Source organism: Macrococcus psychrotolerans (assembly GCF_038095555.1).
Classification (GTDB): domain Bacteria; phylum Bacillota; class Bacilli; order Staphylococcales; family Staphylococcaceae; genus Macrococcoides; species Macrococcoides psychrotolerans.
On sequence record NZ_CP124591.1, the window covers coordinates 274,239 to 292,246 of the forward strand.

The following is an 18,008-nucleotide window of genomic DNA, read 5'->3' on the forward strand; positions in this document are numbered from 1 at the left end:
AGCTGGATCTTATTTTTTATGCTTCAGTTTGTTCCACAACTGCGTGCTTGTCATTAAAGATATTACGGTTAAATGTTCCGAGCATACGAGAAGTTACCGTACCACTTAGCATACTGCCATTTACATTTAGTGCAGTACGTCCCATATCAATCAATGGTTCAACAGTAATTAATACACCCGCAAGTGCGATAGGTAATCCCATAGATGAAAGCACAATAATCGCTGCAAACGTTGCACCACCACCAACACCTGCAACACCGAATGAACTAATTGCGGTAATCACTGCGAGTTGAATGATAAATTCAGGTGACAGTGGGTTAATACCTACAGTTGGTGCAATCATCACTGCAAGCATCGCTGGATAAATTCCTGCACATCCATTTTGTCCCATCGTTGCACCGAATGATGCTGACATATTCGCAGTTGCATCATCCACTCCAAGTGCATTTTTCTGTGCAGAAATGTTAAGTGGAATTGCACCAGCACTAGAACGAGAAGTGAAGGCGAAGATTAAGGTCGGAATAACTTTTTTAAGATATGTAATTGGGTTTAATCCAAATACAGCTACAAGAACGAGATGAATAATGAACATCGTAATAAGTGCAGCATATGAAGCAAGCACAAATTTCCCAAGCTCCATAATGCCAGCAAAGTTTGTGCTGGCAATCATATTTGCCATAAGCGCAAGCACCCCGAATGGAGTTAAACGTAAGATGATTGTGACAAGGCGCATAACAACAGCAAATATAGCATCCACCATCTTTGTAAACATTTCCGCATGTTCAGGTTGTTTGCGACGTACGCCAAGCACAGCAACACCGACTAAAAATGAAAAGATAACAACAGAGATAACTGAAGTCGGACGTCCACCCGTCATATCCATAAAGATATTTGACGGAATGAAATTCACGATACGTTGAGGCATCGTTTTTTGTTCCATCGTATCAAATTTCTGCTGAATCTCTGTACCGCGCATTTTTTGATCTTGTCCGATATGAATTTGATCTGCATTTAAATCAAAGAGTAGTGCGGATCCGATACCAATAAGTGCAGCGACTAATGTCGTCGTGATTAAAGTTCCGATAACCCATGCTGCCATCTTACCTAAACGGTCTGCGGCATCTAAGTTGATAATCGAGCGAATAATTGACACCATGACTAGCGGTACGACGATAACCATAAGTAGTTGAACATATCCGCTACCGATAATTGAATACCAGTCAAGCGTATTTTCAGTTATCTTGCTGCCAGATCCATAGGCAACTTGAAGAAAAATTCCGAGAAGAATCCCGAGTGCCATACCAGTAAACACACGCTTTGAAAATGAAATGTGTTTCTTATGCATTAGAATTAGTAATCCTATAAGAATACTAAGAATTAAGACGTTAAAAAAAGTTAACCAGTTTTCCATCTGATTAAATACCTCCGAAATATTATTTTGTAGACTTTACTACTTTACAATGGAAAGTAATATATTTCAAGAGTAGAATTGAAAATGAATATAATAAACAGAGGTGGCGAACAAAGATGAAGTCCGCCACCTAGGTAGTGGGAACTAGTTATTTATCGTTGTATGTGGCGAACAATGATGAAGTTCGCCACATAGGTAGTGGGAACTAGATGTTTATCGCTGTATGTGGCGAACAAAGGTAAAGTCCGCCACCTAGGCAGTGGGAACAAGGTATTTATCGCTGTATGTGACGAACAAAGGTAAAGTTCGCCACCTAGGTAGTGAGAACTAGATGTTTATCGCTGTATGTGGCGAACAAAGGCAAAGTCCGCCACCTAGGTAGTGAGAACAAGATGTTTATCGCTGTATGTGGCGAACAAAGGTAAAGTCCGCCACCTAGGTAGTGAGAACTAGATGTTTATCGCTGTATGTGGCGAACAAAGGCAAAGTCCGCCACCTAGGTAGTGGGAACAAGGTATTTATCGTTGTATGTGGCGAACAAAGGTAAAGTCCGCCACCTACACCTCAGTCATTTACCCAGACAATTTTATAAGTATATTCATCATGCTTTTCTTTCAATATAAATGATGCATGTTCAGAAGCGATATAAGCTTTTCCACATGTTTTACCTATCGATGCATAGTTTTTGCTCATAATTTTCTTGATTGTCGTTTTTCCTATACCTGTGAAGTCAACAATTTCAGATGTTTTTACATGACTTTGTTTAAGAAGTGCTATGGTATCGAATGCGATGTGTACAGCTTCTTGCTTTGAAACACGTCTGCCACATTCACAAATAATACGTCGTTCTTTATTTTGAAACGATCTTAAAAAATTTTTACAAGAAGGACACTTTATTCCTTTCTTCATATCCTGGAAAGGATAGTAGTATATTCTTTCATGTTTGCTGTCTTTTTTATGGAATTTAGAAAGCGTCGTCAAAGCACTAATATCAACATCATTTGGTGGTTTAATGAGCGCATTTACAATACGGTCGATATCCTTATGAAAAATAATATGTGAATGACCATTAAATCCTGTAACAATAAAGTCCGGATTAATAAACACGGCATAGCTTAATATTTTATAGTCCAGATTATGTTTCATGCAAAACTGCTTCAATTTAATATGCGCTCCCTTAAATTGTGATATAGGATCCTTGATAACATAGTTCTGTTCACTGACAAAGTTGTTATCAATAAAAGCATAATGCCCGGAAAAATTTTTAATATCAAAATGAAATAAATAACCATCATGAATCACAAGAAAATCATATTGAACTTCACCGTGATAATTTAACCTCAGATCCCATAACTTTGTACCACCGCAATTTTTAATGCGTTCGTAAAACTGTTTTTCTCCTATATAGCCAGAATATAAACGCTTGTATTGTGCTTCATCGAAATCGTCTAAGGTTATTCGACCTTGCACTTCAAATAAATATTTGACATAAGAGCTTGGCTCATAAGTTTTTACAAACATTTCGTCACCTCTACTTTAATATATACCGATAAAACAAGGGTGACAAATTACAATTTTGAAAATATTATTTATTTTGTGTAATGCAAAATCGTTTCGCTTAAACGTTGGCAAATTCCTTCAACACGGTCGTTATAGTACTGTGCAAATCGCTCATCCTGCACGTAAAGTGATGCCATATTTCTATGATATTCAGTGCTATACATCCCGCTCATTATTTCAAGCCACGACTTATGATATTCAAAAATCTCTTTACCGATTGAATCACTAATGTCCAGATTTTCATTTATCATGACCTTTAATAATCCAAACATCTTACGTTCGGTATCCACCGCCTTATCATATGAATCTTGAGACAAATATTTATAATGCGCATGGCTTTTATTTAAAGACTTTTCATTATATTTGTCTCTCAGTTCTTTACCATATAATACTTCATTCTCTTTCAGTTTTTCTTCTTTAAATGCTTCAAACTTCTGTTGTTCTGTCATTTGAATCTCTCCTTTTTGATATGAAATTGTGCTATCGATGACTTTAATAAGTTTATCGATATGATTTGCCTGTTCGATTAAGCGCTCACGTTGCATGCTGAGGTGTGATAATGTATTCCCGTTTGTTAACATTCCCTTTATCTCTTCTAAAGAGAACTGCAATGATTTATAAAATAATATCAACTGCAGACGGTCCAGTTCTTTAGAAGAATACATGCGGTAACCTGATTCGGTATAATGATGTGGTTTAAGTAGATTAATCGTGTCATAATAGCGTAAAGTGCGTGCACTTATACCTGTAAGTTCGCTTACTGCTTTTACTGTATAATACATTGCATCACCTCCTTTAATTAAATTACACCTTTACGCAACGTTAAGGTCAACAGTTGTGGTAAAATTAATAAAAATTTACACGAGGTGACATCTATGACAAACATACTCATGAGCACATTCCAGGCCAAATCAAGCTGGAATAATATATTACAGAAGTACTTAGAAAATAAAAAAGTGCTCGTCATTCCTTTCGCATTTGGTGATATCGTAAAAAATGAACGAGATTGGCTGAAAATATATGGACTCCGCAGCAAATATTATTTACAGATGGTGAATCCGCTCGTGAGTTTTGGAGTGAATAAAAAAGATATTTCCTGGGCAAAGTATTATTCCGATACATCTCGGACTTTAAAAGAGAAGATTAATAAAGCGGATGTACTGTTCTTCTCGGGAGGATACCCAGATTTAATGATGAAGCGTCTGAAGGATATGGATGTAATAAAATCGATTCAGAAGTTTAAAGGAACAGTTATTGGTTTCAGCGCAGGTGCGATGGTTCAGATTGAAAACTTCCACATTACGCCTGACAAGGATTATAATCACTTCTCCTATCATTATAGTTTAGAATTGTTACATGGATTTGATGTTGAAGTTCATTATGAGAAGTCCGACGACCATGATGCATATATTGATAAAGTAATCATGGAAAGAAATATTCCGGTATATGCGATAGGAGATAACGGTATCGTTATTGTTGAAGACAACCAATTTAAAAGCTATGGAGATGTGACGTTTTATCATGTATAATACGTCCCACTAGATAATTCTTTAAGTTTTATTTATGATAACTATATTGAAAGGAATGATTTTATGCCGATGATGAATGTTTATGTAACGCTTGAAGAGAAGAAGATGATTCAGGCAGTTGCTGAAGCTTTGGATATGAAAGTGTCAGATGTTTTTAAAACATATTCAATGAAAGAAATAGAAAGTAAAGCACGTGATCTTGATATTGATCAAGTGTCAGTAAAGCAGGATAAACAGCATAAAGCGATGATGCGTGAGCTTGGGTTATAGTGTTTACAACTCATTTTATGCGCTTTATAATATTTCTAAAGGTGGCTTTGTGCCGGTTTTCATTTATATGATGATTACAGCGCCTTCCGATATGGAAGGCGCTTTTTATTTTGGAGGTTATAATGAAGGTTAATTTGTTTTTACTTGCGATGATGGCATTTTTAGCAGGGTTAAATGAGCTTGTGCTAGCAGGTATTCTACCTTATTTTGCGTGTGTAGAGGAATGTTTAAGGGATTTATGTGCTACAGCATGATGAACGAGGCTGACAACTTTAGAAATTGTAAGCGCGCTCCCAAACCATGCGATAAATCCTGTAACTATACTCAGAGCATAGTTTGAAGTTGTGCTTAACATACTCCATGTAACGAGTATGCTGATCAAACCGCCAGTCATGCCGAATACAGCACCGCGACATACGTTCGTTGCAAATTTATTACCGTACTCCATACCTGCAATTACAAGGGAAAGGAGGAATACAGCGGGGAATGTTGCGAATATACCGCCAAAATCTTCCCATGGGATTACTTTTGAAATGATATAGCTGAAAGCAACAGTGCTTCCGCCGATGAGGAATTTTAATAATAGTATTTTTATTTTCATCTGAAAGACTTCCTTTAGATATTTTTGAATGCGAATAATACGCAAGAAATAACAAACCAGCAAAGCGTTGATAACACAGCGCCTTTCTTAAATCCTGTCTTAGGTACAAAGTATGATGCGAAGGTAACAGTTAAGATGCAGCTCGTAATACCGATGACGGCACCGCTGCTTAAATTCATCGAAGCATTTACTAAATCTTCGCCGTGGTGATCGACTGATAGTGCAAGTATTGCTGCTAGAAATACAGCAGGAAGTGTAGCAAAGATACCACCGATTTTACCACCTACTTTACTTGCAATGATAGATGCGCCAGCTACTGCAGCACCACCGATGATAAAGCGTAATATTAACCCGGACAATGATATTCCGAACATTCAGGTCATCTCTTTTCTTTATTCGTGATTAATTTCACAATTAAGAATAAGCGTGTTTTAATATATTGTAAAGTCATTTAAACATAATGCCACGTAATTGTCACAAGTATTACTTTACTAACTTGTTGGTAAAACATACTAAATTCCTATACTATTAAGATACGAACAAATTGTAGGAGAATGCTTGTGAAATATTTTTTGATTGCTATAGGAATCATATCGACTGTACTTGGCTTCATCGGTGCAGCATTACCACTTTTGCCAACAACGCCATTTTTACTGCTGGCAGTATTCTGTTTCGCACGCAGTTCTGATCGTTTTCATGAATGGCTCGTGCGAACAAGGCTATATAAAAGTTATGTACAGGAGTTTTATGAACAAAAAGGATATACGATGAAGAAGAAATTTCAACTATTACTGTCAGTATATATCGTTGTTGGATTTTCAATGTATATGGTCGATCATTTATATATTAGGATTGGACTTGGAATAATGTTGTTCCTACAGACGGTGGTACTGTTTACGTTTGTGAAGACGATTAAAGAATGAAAGGCACGCATCATTTTGATGCGTGCCTTTTTGCGATTACTGTTTCTCTTTCAATCAGTTTATGTGGAATAACAAAACGCGTGCCCTCTATTCTGTCACCTTTTATTAGGTTTGCAAGTTTATGCATCGCTATTTGACCGAGTTTTTCAGTTTCTATATCCAGCGTTGTTAAATAAGGATGCGTGAGCGTTGAAAATATTGAATTGTTAAAGCTAATCACTGAAATATCATCTGGCACTCTATAACCATATAATTCAACCAGCTGAATAATACGCAAAGCGAAAATATCATCCAGTGCGATAATTGCTGTCGTATTTGTAGCCTGTATTTTATCTTCAAATTTGATGTAGTCATCTGGCGCATTTAGTGTCAGGCTTTGATGTGCATTTAACTGTGCCATCATCATCGATTTCTGATAGCCGAAGTATCGTTCATAGAAAATGTTCTCTGTTGTCGTATTTGTGATAAAGAGTATGTTTTGATGGCCATTTTTGATTAAATAATCAGTCGCTTGCTGACCGAGGAGCTGGTTATCATTATCTACATAAATTGTATTTGAAAGTGCGTCATAAGGTTGTCCGATTAATACGAAAGGAATACTATGTTTACGCAAATATTCAATGATAGGATCATCAATGACAGAGTATGTAATGATAAAGCCGCCAACTTGCTTTTCAGTATGCATCGCTTTAACATTCTCGAACAATGTATCGATGTCTTTCGCAATTGCAAGAGCTGTGGTTAAGTTATGAGTTCGTGCTTCCCCGTTTATCGCTTCAATAATTTCAAGGAAGAATGGATTAGCAAGACGCTCTTTGGAATCGAGTGGTGGCAAAATGATGCCTACAGCACTCGTCGTACGCTTCCCAAGATTCCTTGCAGAAATATTCGGAACGTAGCCGAGTTCATCCATTACTTTCTGAACTTTCTTCTTTGTCGCCTGTGAGATGCTCGGATGATCATTGATCACGCGTGACACTGTGCTTGTTGCAACACCTGCAGCGTGTGCAACGTCTTTAACGGTTATTGCCATAGTTTTCCTCCACGTTACATGATTTATCTCTATGATGGAGCAAACGATTGCATTAGTCAATACGCTTATAAAAGCTTATTAAAGTTACTATTTACAAAAATAAGTTACAGTGATATATTGAATTCAACGAAACCGGTTGCATAAAAATAAAAGGAGTTGAATGTAGTGAAAAAATTATTAAGTTTTGAATTCTGGCAAAAGTTCGGAAAAGCATTGATGGTCGTTGTTGCAGTAATGCCAGCTGCTGGGTTGATGATCAGTATCGGGAAATCGATTCCATTAATCAGTCCGGATATGCAGATGTTGATTACAATTGGTAGTGTCATAGAGAGTATAGGTTGGGCGATTATTGGAAATCTACATCTACTCTTTGCGTTAGCAATTGGTGGAAGCTGGGCGAAAGAGCGTGCAGGTGGGGCATTTGCAGCAGGAATCGCATTTATATTAATCAACCGTATTACAGGTGCGGTCTTTGGTGTAAACAGTGCAATGTTAGCAGATGACAAAGCGTTTACACACACGTTATTCGGCACTAAGATTATGGTGAAAGGGTTCTTTACGAGTGTGTTAGAGGCACCGGCTTTAAATATGGGTGTGTTCGTAGGGATTATCGCAGGTTTTGTTGGTGCCAATGCATATAACAAATATTATAACTACCGTAAGTTGCCAGATGCATTATCATTCTTCAATGGTAAACGTTTTGTACCGTTTGTCGTTATTTTATGGTCGACAATTGTAGCGATTGTACTATCAATCGTATGGCCTTATATACAGGCTGGTATTAACAACTTCGGTCTATGGATTGCAACATCTAAGGATACAGCGCCTATCTTAGCACCATTCTTATTTGGATTTTTAGAGCGTTTATTATTACCATTTGGATTACACCATATGCTTACAATTCCAATTAACTATACGCAACTTGGTGGAACATATGAAATTCTTTCTGGTGGACAAGCAGGGACGAAAGTGTATGGACAAGATCCTTTGTGGCTAGCATGGGCAACAGATTTAGTAAACTTAAATCACGCTGGAGATACAGCGCAATATCATCACGTATTAAATACATTCACACCTGCACGTTTTAAAGTAGGACAAATGATTGGTTCAAGCGGTATTTTAATGGGGCTTGCTTATGCGATGTACCGTAACGTTGATAAAGATAAGAAACCGAAATATAAATCAATGTATTTATCAGCTGCAATCGCAGTATTCTTAACTGGTGTAACAGAACCTTTAGAATTTATGTTCATGTTTGTAGCAGCACCACTTTATGCGGTATATGCAGTTATTCAAGGTGCAGCATTCGCGATGGCAGACGTCATCAACCTACGCGTTCATTCATTTGGGACAATCGAATTATTAACACGTACACCTCTTGCGCTTAAAGCGGGACTTGGCGGCGACTTGATTAACTTTGTGTTAACAACGATTGGATTTGCAATCGCAACATATTTCATTGCAAATCTCTTAATCAAAAAGTTCAATTTTGCAACACCAGGACGTAACGGAAATTATGAGATTGATGGAGAACCTAACGCAACAGAAGTTGTAGCAGCAGATAAGCAAGTGATTCAAGTCATTCACTTATTAGGTGGGAAAGAGAATATTAAAGATGTCGACGCTTGTATGACAAGACTGCGAGTAAGTGTTAATGATAAAGCTAAAGTTGCGACAGAAACAGAATGGAAGAAAGCTGGAGCAATGGGATTAATCGTTAAAGATAACGGTGTACAGGCTGTTTATGGTCCTAAAGCAGACGTATTAAAATCAGATATCGAAGATTTATTACAGTCGGGCGCTGATATTCCAGAGCCAGAAGAAACAATGGTTCAGCCAACTATACTGGACAACTCTGATGGTGCTGGATTTACAGGTCATGTACATCAACTACGTTCAGTTGCAGACGGAGAAGTCATCGATATTACTTCTGTGAACGACCCTGTATTCTCACAGAAGATGATGGGTGAAGGCTATGCAGTAAAGCCGGAATCAGAAGAAGTTGTGTCACCGGTAGATGGAGAAATTATTAGTATCTTCCCGACGAAACATGCAATCGGTATTAGAACGAATGATGGGATAGAAGTGCTTGTGCATATGGGTATTGAAACAGTTCAAATGAAACAACCAGCTTCACGCGTTGTTGTCAATGACGGTCAGAAGGTAAAAGCCGGAGATACATTAGCTTATATGGATCTCGCAGCAGTGAGAGCAGAAGGTAAGGATACGACAATTATTATCGTAATGACCAATAGCGATAAAGTTGATACATTACAATTAAATAAAACAGGAATCGTTCAAAAAGGTGAAACAGTTGGTACGATGACAGTTTAATCAAAAAGACAGTCTTTGGACTGTCTTTTCGTTATAATGGGGATAATTAATGATAAGGAGCGAATGCAGTGAAAGTACTAACATTAAATACCCACAGCTGGTTAGAAGACAATCAAGAAGAGAAACTAAATGTTATCGTGGCGCGTATACTGAAAGCAGACTATGACATTATTGCACTTCAGGAAGTAAATCAATTATCGGAGAATGACGTTATCGATGCACCGAATAATCTTTGCCCTCTATTGGATCAAACGCCTATTAAAGAAGGCAACTTCGCATACGAAATTGTAGAAAAACTACGTGCCCTCGGTGTAACCTATTACTGGAGTTACGCGATGAGTCATATTGGTTATGACATCTATGATGAAGGTAGTGCATTGCTATCTAAAGCACCGATTGATCCATATGCAGTATTTGTTTCGATAGAAGAAAGTCCTGATGACTATAAATCAAGAAAGATACTATTTGGAAAAACAAATGTAGGCGATAATGAGATGCTCGCAGTCAGCTGTCACTACTCGTGGTGGACGACATTTGCAGAAGGGTTCAGCTATGAATGGAATAATACAATTAATGCATTGTCACATTATGAGTTGCCGAAGCTTTTAATGGGAGACTTTAATAATCCAGAAGGTACAGAGGGATATGCATATGTATTAAAAAGTGACGTGAATATACAAGATACATATACAGTCGCAAAAAAGAGAACAGGCAGTCATACCATCGAGAAAAATATTGCAGGGTGGGAAGATAATGATGGTAAGCTAAGAATTGATTTTATCTTCAGTACCCCTGAATTTAAGGTATTACATCACGGTACAGTGTTTGATGGAAGAACAGAAGCAATTGTGAGCGATCACTTCGGAGTAGAAGCGGAAATAGAACTTTAAAAGTACCAGCCATGTGCTGGTACTTTTTTGTTTGTTGACTATTATGGCATAATAAAATTGAGGTGAGCATATGAAGATTATGATTGTTGAAGATGATCCGGTGATTCGTGAACATCTTGCTGAAGCACTTAAAAAATGGCAGTACGAAGTATACATTGCAAAAAACTTTAATGATATCATTGAAGAATTTAATGATTACAAGCCGCATATAGTACTACTAGATATTAATTTACCTGCTTATAATGGTTATCACTGGTGTCAGGAAATAAGAAAGATTTCTCAAATTCCGATTATATTTATCAGTAGTAGAAATGATAGTATGGATCAAGTGATGGCAATGCAGATGGGTGCTGACGACTATATCGAGAAACCATTTAATATGACGGTTACAGTATCCAAAGTTCAGGCGATGCTAAGAAGAAGTTATGACTTTTCCATTTTAGAAAAAGGGATGGAGATTAATGGTGTGGAACTGATTCCAGAACAGGCAAAATTGATGTTTCACGAGGAACATATAGATTTAACGTTGACAGAACTTCAGATTATGCAAAGTCTATTTAAAGCAAATGGAGGTTTTGTCAGTCGCAATGCACTCATCGAATCATGCTGGGAGTCAGAGCATTTTATTGATGATAATACGCTTGCTGTCAACATGACACGATTACGTAAAAAGCTTCAGAAGATTGGGCTTGATAATTTTATTGAAACAAAGAAAAATGTCGGATATCGAGTGGTGAAGTAATGGGTTTTATTAAATATAAATTGAATGAAATCATTATTATTATCGTGCTTTCATTATTATTTGGACTAATTATGATGCTTTATAATACTCCTTTAGAAGGCATTGTATTAACTGCAGGTATTATTATATTTTTAGGAATTATTTATTTCAGTTACAGTATGATGATATATAAAAAAGTGTGTACGGTACAAGAAGAAAATTTACAATTGAAAGAAGAAATTCAGGACATAAGAAATGAAAAGATCGAGTATCAAAGTGAAATAGAGTCATACTTCCTATTGTGGGTTCATCAAATGAAGACACCAATCACTGCTTCAAAATTGTTGCTGGAAGCTGAAGATATTCAAACAATTTCACAGATGCGTCACGAGATTCTGCAGATTGATAATTATACGAATCTCGCACTCAGTTATCTAAAGCTAATGAATGAAAAGACAGACATGGTTTTTATGGAGGTGCGAATGGATGATTTAATCACCCCTCTCATTAAACGTTACTCAATTCAATTTATTCATAACGATACAAAGCTGCATTACGAAAAAATATACGACAGTGTATTAACTGATGCGAAATGGACTAGTGTGATGATAGAACAAATTTTAAATAATGCACTGAAGTATGCACGTGGTAAAAATATATGGATCAAATATAGCGAAGCAGAAAATATCTTGTCGGTAAAAGATGATGGAATGGGGATTAATACTTCTGATTTGCCCAAGATATTTGAAAAAGGCTTCTCCGGATATAATGGTAGATTGAATGATAAATCTAGTGGTATAGGTTTATATATTGTTAAAACGATTGCGCGTAGAATGAATGTCTCTGTTTCAGTAGAATCTGAATTAGGCAAAGGGACAACTTTTCATATGAAATTCCCGAACCTTACAAATTTGTAAGGTTCATTTTTATCTTTGTAAGAATAGATGAAGGTCAGGAAGTTCACGACCGAGTACAATTTACATATAGATTAAAATTAAAGGAGTGACTTTCATGTTATTAGATATTAGAAATGTTAAAAAAGTGTATGGAAAAGGTGCCAATCAAAATGTTGCACTAAAAGATATGAACTTTTCAATTGAAAAAGGAGAGTTTGTTGCAATCATGGGTGAATCTGGTTCTGGGAAGTCGACTTTACTCAATATTATTGCAACATTTGATAAACCGACAGAAGGGAGTGTTTTCATAGCTGGACAGGATATTGGTAAACTTAAAAATAAAGCAGTTGCAAAATTTCGAAGAGATTCACTTGGTTTTGTGTTCCAGGATTTCAATGTATTACATACAATGTCGAACAAGGATAATATATTAATGCCGCTTGTACTAAGTAACAAGAAACCTTCCGAAATGAATGAACGTTTAGTCCCTTTGACAAAGCAGCTCGGCATCAGTGAATTGTTAGATAAATATCCGCATCAAATCTCCGGAGGACAACAGCAGCGTGTTGCGATTGCGCGTGCGCTTATTTCAATGCCAGACATCTTACTTGCTGATGAACCTACGGGTGCACTTGATTCTAGAACGTCGAGTGAAATCATGCATCTATTTCAAAATATAAATGCCGCTGAACAAACGATATTAATGGTGACACATTCGAGTATCGATGCAGCATATGCAAAGCGTGTCGTATTTATTAAAGATGGTATTCTTTATCATGAAATTTATCGTGGTGATGAAACGCAAGCAGAATTTCAAAAACGTATATCTGATAGTTTGGCAGTGTTATCAGAAAGAGGTGTATAAAATGACGCTTAAATTAATTTGGAAGCTCGTCGTTAAGAATTTCAATATGCTAAGAAGTATAATTGCTCCTTTTATTCTGGCTGCCGGCGTAATGTTTGGTCTGGAATATATTATGGTGTCACTCATTAATAATGATTATATACAAAAAAGACATGAGACCTTGCCGATGCTTATTTCTTATGCGAATATCATTGCTGGAATACTGACAGTTATATTCGTGATCTATGCAAATCATTTCGTGATGAAACAACGTAAGCAGGAATTTGCACTTCATATGATTTTAGGATTAGAGAAAAAACATATTCGATTGATGATCTGCTTAGAAATGATCATCCAGATGGTCTTAATTGGATTTATCAGTATCGTGGGCGGTTACTTGTTCGGGAATCTTGTATTTTTAATTCTGAACAAACTGGTAAAAGGTTCAGGTATTACGTTGATGAACTATCCATTCGATGTGAAAGCTGCAATTGTTATAAGTGTGATGATATTATGCGTATATATCCTTCTTTTTATACTGAATCATATAATGATTACAATACAAAGTCCAGTACAGTTGATGCGTTCTCAAAAAGCAGGAGAGGAGAAGACGCGAAAATGGTTTACCGTACTTTGTTTTATATTCGGAAGTATATTTTTGAGTTACGGATATTATCGAGCGATGACTGTTGAAGGTATATTGTCATCTTTTCAGACAATATTTTTTGCAGTACTCGCTGTCATGATAGGAACATATTTACTCTTTATGTCATTAACAATCATCATTTTACAATTATTAAAGAAAGAAGAGAGAATCTATTATCAACCGAAGCACTTCTTTTCTATTTCTGGGTTGATCTCTCGTATGAAAAAGAATGCGATTGGATTGGCAAGTATTACGATGCTTGTGACATTTTTGGTTGTAACGCTGGGTATGACACTGACCGCATATAGAGGGATGGAGAGTCAGGTGTCAGGAAGGTTGAATCAGGATTACCATATCGATATTTACAGTAATACAGATGTTCAGACAGTTAAAAATGAAATTAATCGTTATGCACAAGTTGATTATTACCGACAAGGGGACACTATATTTTTTCCGCTACAGAACATAGAAGGAAACTTGAAGAAGTTGCCTGATAATGCAAGAAGTGCAGATGCAAAAACGATGATCTACGCTGTAGTAACAACAGTGAAAGATCATAATCAATTGCATGATGATCATCTTCAAATCAAAGGTGATGAAGTCATATTAAGCGCAAACACAAGTCGATTTAAAGGGTATCAAGAAGTTAATCTTGCAGAAAAATCAACTAAAGTTGTGTATAGCGATAAAGATTATCTGGGTAACCAGCTAGCGATAGATGCACTTTACATTGTCGTTAAAGATAAATCTGTATTTGAACAAATAAGGCAACATTACAAATCTTATGATCCGAATAAAGAGAAAGCGATGCCTTCAGAAATCACTACAAGCATGGAGTTCAATATTATAAAGGGTGAGAAAGAGTTTAAGAAACATATTTCTGAAATACAGAAAAAGATTGGAACACAAATTGAAAGTAAGTTAGAGATTAAGAAGATGATTTTTGAGCTTAATGGAGGGCTTATATTTATTGGAATTGTAGTGTCAATTGTACTATTGACAGGTATTTTCTTAGTATTATATTATAAGCAGTTATCTGAAGGTTATGAAGATAAACGTAATTATAGTATTATGAAGAAAGTTGGATTGCCTGATGAATTGATTAGATCGACAATTCATAAACAAATATTCTGGGTGTTTGGACTTCCTATTATAGTGACATTAGTGCATACACTATTTGCATCAAAAATAATTTATAATCTGCTAGGGGTACTTGGTATTCGTGATAGATGGATGTTTATTACAAGTTATATCGGCGTGACCATGGTTATCATGCTAGTTTATGGCTTGATGTACTTAATTACGAGCAGAAAATATTATAATATTATTAACGAATAATGCCAGCCGCGTGCTGGTATTTTTGTTTGGAAAATTTCTGCACGCACGCGTCCTGGAACGTGCAGCACCTCATTATTATGAGCAAAAAAGAAACGTGCAGAAATTTGAAGTCATTTCGTCTGCACGTTCCTAAATTGTTATTTAACTGATACTTTTAATACTTCGTATCCAAGTTTTTCTATTGCTTGCTGAACCTCTTCGGGTTCAACGATTGCTGGATCAAATTGCATCTTCGCTTTACTTGCGTTAAATAATACTTTCGGTGCTTCAACACCTTTAATATTCTTCAGCAATCCTTCGATAGATGCTAAGCAAGATGGACAAGTTAATGTTTCGAGTTGTAATGTTAATTGTTTCATAATGATTTCCTCCTAAGATTATTTTTTTGATTTAAATTGAATTAATCTCATCGCGTTTAGTATAACAAGCAGCACACTTACTTCATGAGCGAACATACCTATCGCTAAGTTTACACCGCCCATGATTATACCGATGAGTAGTAAGATTACTGTAATAAGTGCGATTGCGATGTTTTGTTTTAATATGCGCATTGTTTTTCTTGCAAGATTAATTGCATGTGCATATTGTGTCAATGAGTCGTTCATCAGAACGAGATCTGCGGTCTCCATAGAGATATCTGTTCCGCCTTTCCCCATAGCCAGTCCTACATCTGCGATTGCAATTGCTGGCGCATCATTAATGCCATCACCGGCCATTGCAACTTTTTTACCTTGCTGCTGCAGTAATTGAATGTGTTTCAATTTATCATCCGGCATCATTTCAGCTTGATACGTATCCAGACTTAATTGCTGGCTTACAGTGTGAGCAGTTCTTGCGTTATCTCCTGTAAGCATGATGATTTCTTTAATTCCGTTATCACGCATTGTTTGAAGTGCTTCTACTGCATCTGAGCGGATCGCGTCAGCAATCGCGATAATGCCAGTAAATGTATTATCGATTGCGATAAATGTAACAGTATTACCTGACGTTTCTAATTGTTTCGCCTGTTGTTCGTATTGTTCTTGTATCATAATATGATGGGTCTGCATTAGTTTACGATTTCCTATTAATACAGTGTGATGGTGGATTTCACCTTTAATCCCTTGTCCTTTAACTGTTTTTGTTGTAATCATTTCGGATTGGTCGAAAGCTACTCGTGCTTTTACGTATTGCACGACTGCCTTACCAAGATGATGTTCAGAGGTCATTTCGATTTGGCCGACGAGAGATAATATTTCTTGTTCTGTAAAGTGTGTCTTGTCAAATTTAACAGAAGTTACTTCTGGACGACCTTTCGTTAACGTACCAGTTTTATCGAAGACAAGTGTGTCTACTTTTGATAATGTATCGATCACTTCTCCACCTTTAATGAGCGCACCATTTTTAGCGCCATTTCCAATTCCAGCGACATTTGCAACAGGGGCGCCAATAACGAGTGCTCCTGGACATGCAATGACTAGAAACGTAATAGCCAGGTGAAGATCGCGTGTGATAAGCCAGACGATTAATGATAGTATTGCAATACTTGGTGTGTACCATTTTGCAAATCTATTCAGAAACTTCTCTGCTGGTGATCTTGCATCTTGTGCTTCTTCTACGAGTTCTATAATTTTTGCGAACGTCGTGTCTTCATCTACTTTTTCAGTGAATACTTCAATATATCCAGTATCAATAATGGTACTGCTGTAAACTTTGTCATTTTCTTTCTTTGATACTGGGTGTGACTCTCCTGTTATGGATGCTTCAATAATATGAGCCTTTCCTTTAATGATATAACCATCCACTGGCACAGTCCCGCCAGAATATACGACGACTGTGTCACCAATATTAATATCGTCAATATCGACTTTTTCAATTTCTCCGTCTCTTAATCGGTTTGCATCTTGTGGTGCCATGTCAACAAGTTTGCTAATTGAATTACGTGTAATCTTAAGCGTTCTTGCTTCAAGATAACTTCCGAATAAGAATAGGAATGTTACAACAGCTGATTCAGTATATTCATGAATATATAGTGCGCCGATAACTGCAAGCGTTACAAGTAGTTCAATGGAGAAGACTTTCAGCATAAGTGATTGCCATGCTTTTAATGCGATTGGCATCATGGCGATTAATGTTGCGATAATAAGGAAAGCGTTGCTAAAGCTTTGTACATCTGTCCATTTTAATAATAATCCAGATATAAGAAATATAAATGTAATCAGTGTCAATGTGTTTACGTTCTGATAAATCCTCTTCTTCATTGTCTCTGCTCCTTTCGTAATATGTGTTGTCCTTTCACATATTATGATAAGGGAGATTCCACTTTAATAAATTGACTTAGATCAATTTATTGAGGTTTTCCTGAAGAATTCGATATGTTTTATGATTAATCTTCTTTATAATCTGTTCTTCTTCTAATTTATTGAAAGTACGATTTAATGTTTCAGGCTGCATACTTAAATAAGACGCAATATGCTTTTTCGTTAAAGATAAGTTCAGCATATTCCCCTCACGATAGTTTTCGATATACATCATTAGTTTAGAACGGCTATCCAGTAATGAAATATTCGTTGTCTGCGTTTCAGATTCTGACAGACGTTTTGCAAATGTTTCGATAAAGGTAATGCTGATGCTAGGATATGTGTGCATTAATTGATATATATCCTCTCTTTTTATAATACAGATTTCAGCATCTTCTAAGACTTCAGCGTAAGATGTGTTGTTCAAAGAAGGATTGAATAATGATATTTCTCCCGTATAGTCACCGTGAGAAAGTATTCTAATCAGCTGTTCTTCACCGTTTTCATTGAGTTTATAAATTCTGACACGCCCTTTATGCACAACATAGAGAGAATCGATTGTATCTCCAGCTAAATAGAGATGTTCTTTTTTAGCAAAAGATCGTTGCATAATCTTGTTGAAAATAAGCTGCATCGTCTCTTCGTCAAGATGATTGAATATAGGTACTCTCTGCACGCATAATTCATAATTATGATGACATTCCATAATGAAGCCTCCGGTATCTTTTAATCT

Annotated in this window: 18 protein-coding genes and 1 pseudogene; 10 read left to right on the forward strand and 9 right to left on the reverse strand. The window is 36.5% G+C overall.

Annotated elements, in window-relative coordinates; translation table 11 throughout:
- Positions 1–16: 16 nt before the first annotated feature.
- The 3 genes from QA539_RS01450 to QA539_RS01460 all read right to left on the reverse strand — a co-directional run bounded on the left by QA539_RS01450 (position 17) and on the right by QA539_RS01460 (position 3,753).
- Positions 17–1,411 (reverse strand): L-cystine transporter, encoded by a 1,395-nt coding sequence (locus QA539_RS01450; RefSeq protein ID WP_219493717.1) that lies wholly within the window; start codon positions 1,409–1,411, stop codon positions 17–19.
- 564 nt (positions 1,412–1,975) lie between these two features.
- Entirely contained in the window at positions 1,976–2,932 is a 957-nt protein-coding gene (locus tag QA539_RS01455) for a nuclease-related domain-containing protein (protein WP_283722284.1), read from the reverse strand.
- A 68-nt stretch (positions 2,933–3,000) separates the two neighbouring features.
- Positions 3,001–3,753 (reverse strand): MerR family transcriptional regulator, encoded by a 753-nt coding sequence (locus QA539_RS01460; protein WP_419895303.1) that lies wholly within the window; start codon positions 3,751–3,753, stop codon positions 3,001–3,003.
- 93 nt (positions 3,754–3,846) lie between these two features.
- On the opposite strand from QA539_RS01460, the gene QA539_RS01465 reads away from it, so the two are divergent.
- Positions 3,847–4,500 carry a Type 1 glutamine amidotransferase-like domain-containing protein gene (locus QA539_RS01465; protein ID WP_283722286.1) on the forward strand — a complete coding sequence of 218 codons (654 nt, stop codon included), beginning with the start codon at positions 3,847–3,849 and terminating at the stop codon, positions 4,498–4,500.
- Positions 4,501–4,563: 63 nt separating this feature from the next.
- Complete coding sequence (locus QA539_RS01470; RefSeq protein WP_219493721.1) at positions 4,564–4,770, forward strand: hypothetical protein; 207 nt, start codon at positions 4,564–4,566, stop codon at positions 4,768–4,770.
- A 202-nt stretch (positions 4,771–4,972) separates the two neighbouring features.
- On the opposite strand, the gene QA539_RS01475 is transcribed toward QA539_RS01470, so the two are convergent.
- Both QA539_RS01475 and QA539_RS01480 read right to left on the reverse strand, forming a co-directional pair.
- Positions 4,973–5,365 carry a DUF3147 family protein gene (locus tag QA539_RS01475; protein WP_283722319.1) on the reverse strand — a complete coding sequence of 131 codons (393 nt, stop codon included), beginning with the start codon at positions 5,363–5,365 and terminating at the stop codon, positions 4,973–4,975.
- 20 nt (positions 5,366–5,385) lie between these two features.
- The gene (locus tag QA539_RS01480) at positions 5,386–5,745 is read right to left on the reverse strand and encodes a DUF3147 family protein (RefSeq protein WP_101040840.1); all 360 of its coding nucleotides are present in this window, start codon (positions 5,743–5,745) and stop codon (positions 5,386–5,388) included.
- Between the two features lie 180 nt (positions 5,746–5,925).
- On the opposite strand from QA539_RS01480, the gene QA539_RS01485 reads away from it, so the two are divergent.
- The gene (locus QA539_RS01485; RefSeq protein WP_413474923.1) at positions 5,926–6,294 is read left to right on the forward strand and encodes a YbaN family protein; all 369 of its coding nucleotides are present in this window, start codon (positions 5,926–5,928) and stop codon (positions 6,292–6,294) included.
- Between the two features lie 10 nt (positions 6,295–6,304).
- On the opposite strand, the gene QA539_RS01490 is transcribed toward QA539_RS01485, so the two are convergent.
- The gene (locus QA539_RS01490; RefSeq protein WP_413474922.1) at positions 6,305–7,327 is read right to left on the reverse strand and encodes a LacI family DNA-binding transcriptional regulator; all 1,023 of its coding nucleotides are present in this window, start codon (positions 7,325–7,327) and stop codon (positions 6,305–6,307) included.
- A 165-nt stretch (positions 7,328–7,492) separates the two neighbouring features.
- Here QA539_RS01490 and QA539_RS01495 point away from each other — a divergent pair.
- The 7 genes and pseudogenes from QA539_RS01495 to QA539_RS01525 all read left to right on the forward strand — a co-directional run.
- Positions 7,493–9,118 (forward strand): annotated as a pseudogene (locus tag QA539_RS01495) (PTS transporter subunit IIBC); the annotation flags it as partial.
- A 36-nt stretch (positions 9,119–9,154) separates the two neighbouring features.
- Entirely contained in the window at positions 9,155–9,661 is a 507-nt protein-coding gene (locus tag QA539_RS01500; RefSeq protein WP_419895581.1) for a PTS glucose transporter subunit IIA, read from the forward strand.
- A gap of 68 nt (positions 9,662–9,729) precedes the next feature.
- Positions 9,730–10,551 (forward strand): endonuclease/exonuclease/phosphatase family protein, encoded by an 822-nt coding sequence (locus QA539_RS01505; protein WP_419895304.1) that lies wholly within the window; start codon positions 9,730–9,732, stop codon positions 10,549–10,551.
- 70 nt (positions 10,552–10,621) lie between these two features.
- The gene (locus tag QA539_RS01510) at positions 10,622–11,293 is read left to right on the forward strand and encodes a response regulator transcription factor (protein WP_219493730.1); all 672 of its coding nucleotides are present in this window, start codon (positions 10,622–10,624) and stop codon (positions 11,291–11,293) included.
- The gene (locus tag QA539_RS01515) at positions 11,293–12,189 is read left to right on the forward strand and encodes a sensor histidine kinase (protein WP_419895305.1); all 897 of its coding nucleotides are present in this window, start codon (positions 11,293–11,295) and stop codon (positions 12,187–12,189) included. Before QA539_RS01510 ends, QA539_RS01515 begins: the two co-directional genes overlap by 1 nt.
- Positions 12,190–12,283: 94 nt before the next feature.
- Positions 12,284–13,033: an ABC transporter ATP-binding protein gene (locus tag QA539_RS01520; RefSeq protein ID WP_419895306.1), complete on the forward strand. Its 750-nt coding sequence runs from the start codon at positions 12,284–12,286 to the stop codon at positions 13,031–13,033.
- A gap of 1 nt (position 13,034) precedes the next feature.
- Positions 13,035–14,996 carry an ABC transporter permease gene (locus QA539_RS01525; protein WP_419895307.1) on the forward strand — a complete coding sequence of 654 codons (1,962 nt, stop codon included), beginning with the start codon at positions 13,035–13,037 and terminating at the stop codon, positions 14,994–14,996.
- 137 nt (positions 14,997–15,133) lie between these two features.
- Here the strand turns inward: QA539_RS01525 and QA539_RS01530 are convergent, their stop codons facing one another.
- The 3 genes from QA539_RS01530 to QA539_RS01540 form a co-directional block, all read right to left on the reverse strand.
- The gene (locus tag QA539_RS01530; RefSeq protein ID WP_041635787.1) at positions 15,134–15,355 is read right to left on the reverse strand and encodes a heavy-metal-associated domain-containing protein; all 222 of its coding nucleotides are present in this window, start codon (positions 15,353–15,355) and stop codon (positions 15,134–15,136) included.
- Between the two features lie 18 nt (positions 15,356–15,373).
- Entirely contained in the window at positions 15,374–17,236 is a 1,863-nt protein-coding gene (locus QA539_RS01535) for a heavy metal translocating P-type ATPase (RefSeq protein ID WP_419895308.1), read from the reverse strand.
- Positions 17,237–17,312: 76 nt separating this feature from the next.
- Positions 17,313–17,981 (reverse strand): Crp/Fnr family transcriptional regulator, encoded by a 669-nt coding sequence (locus QA539_RS01540; protein WP_012656193.1) that lies wholly within the window; start codon positions 17,979–17,981, stop codon positions 17,313–17,315.
- Positions 17,982–18,008: the final 27 nt, after the last annotated feature.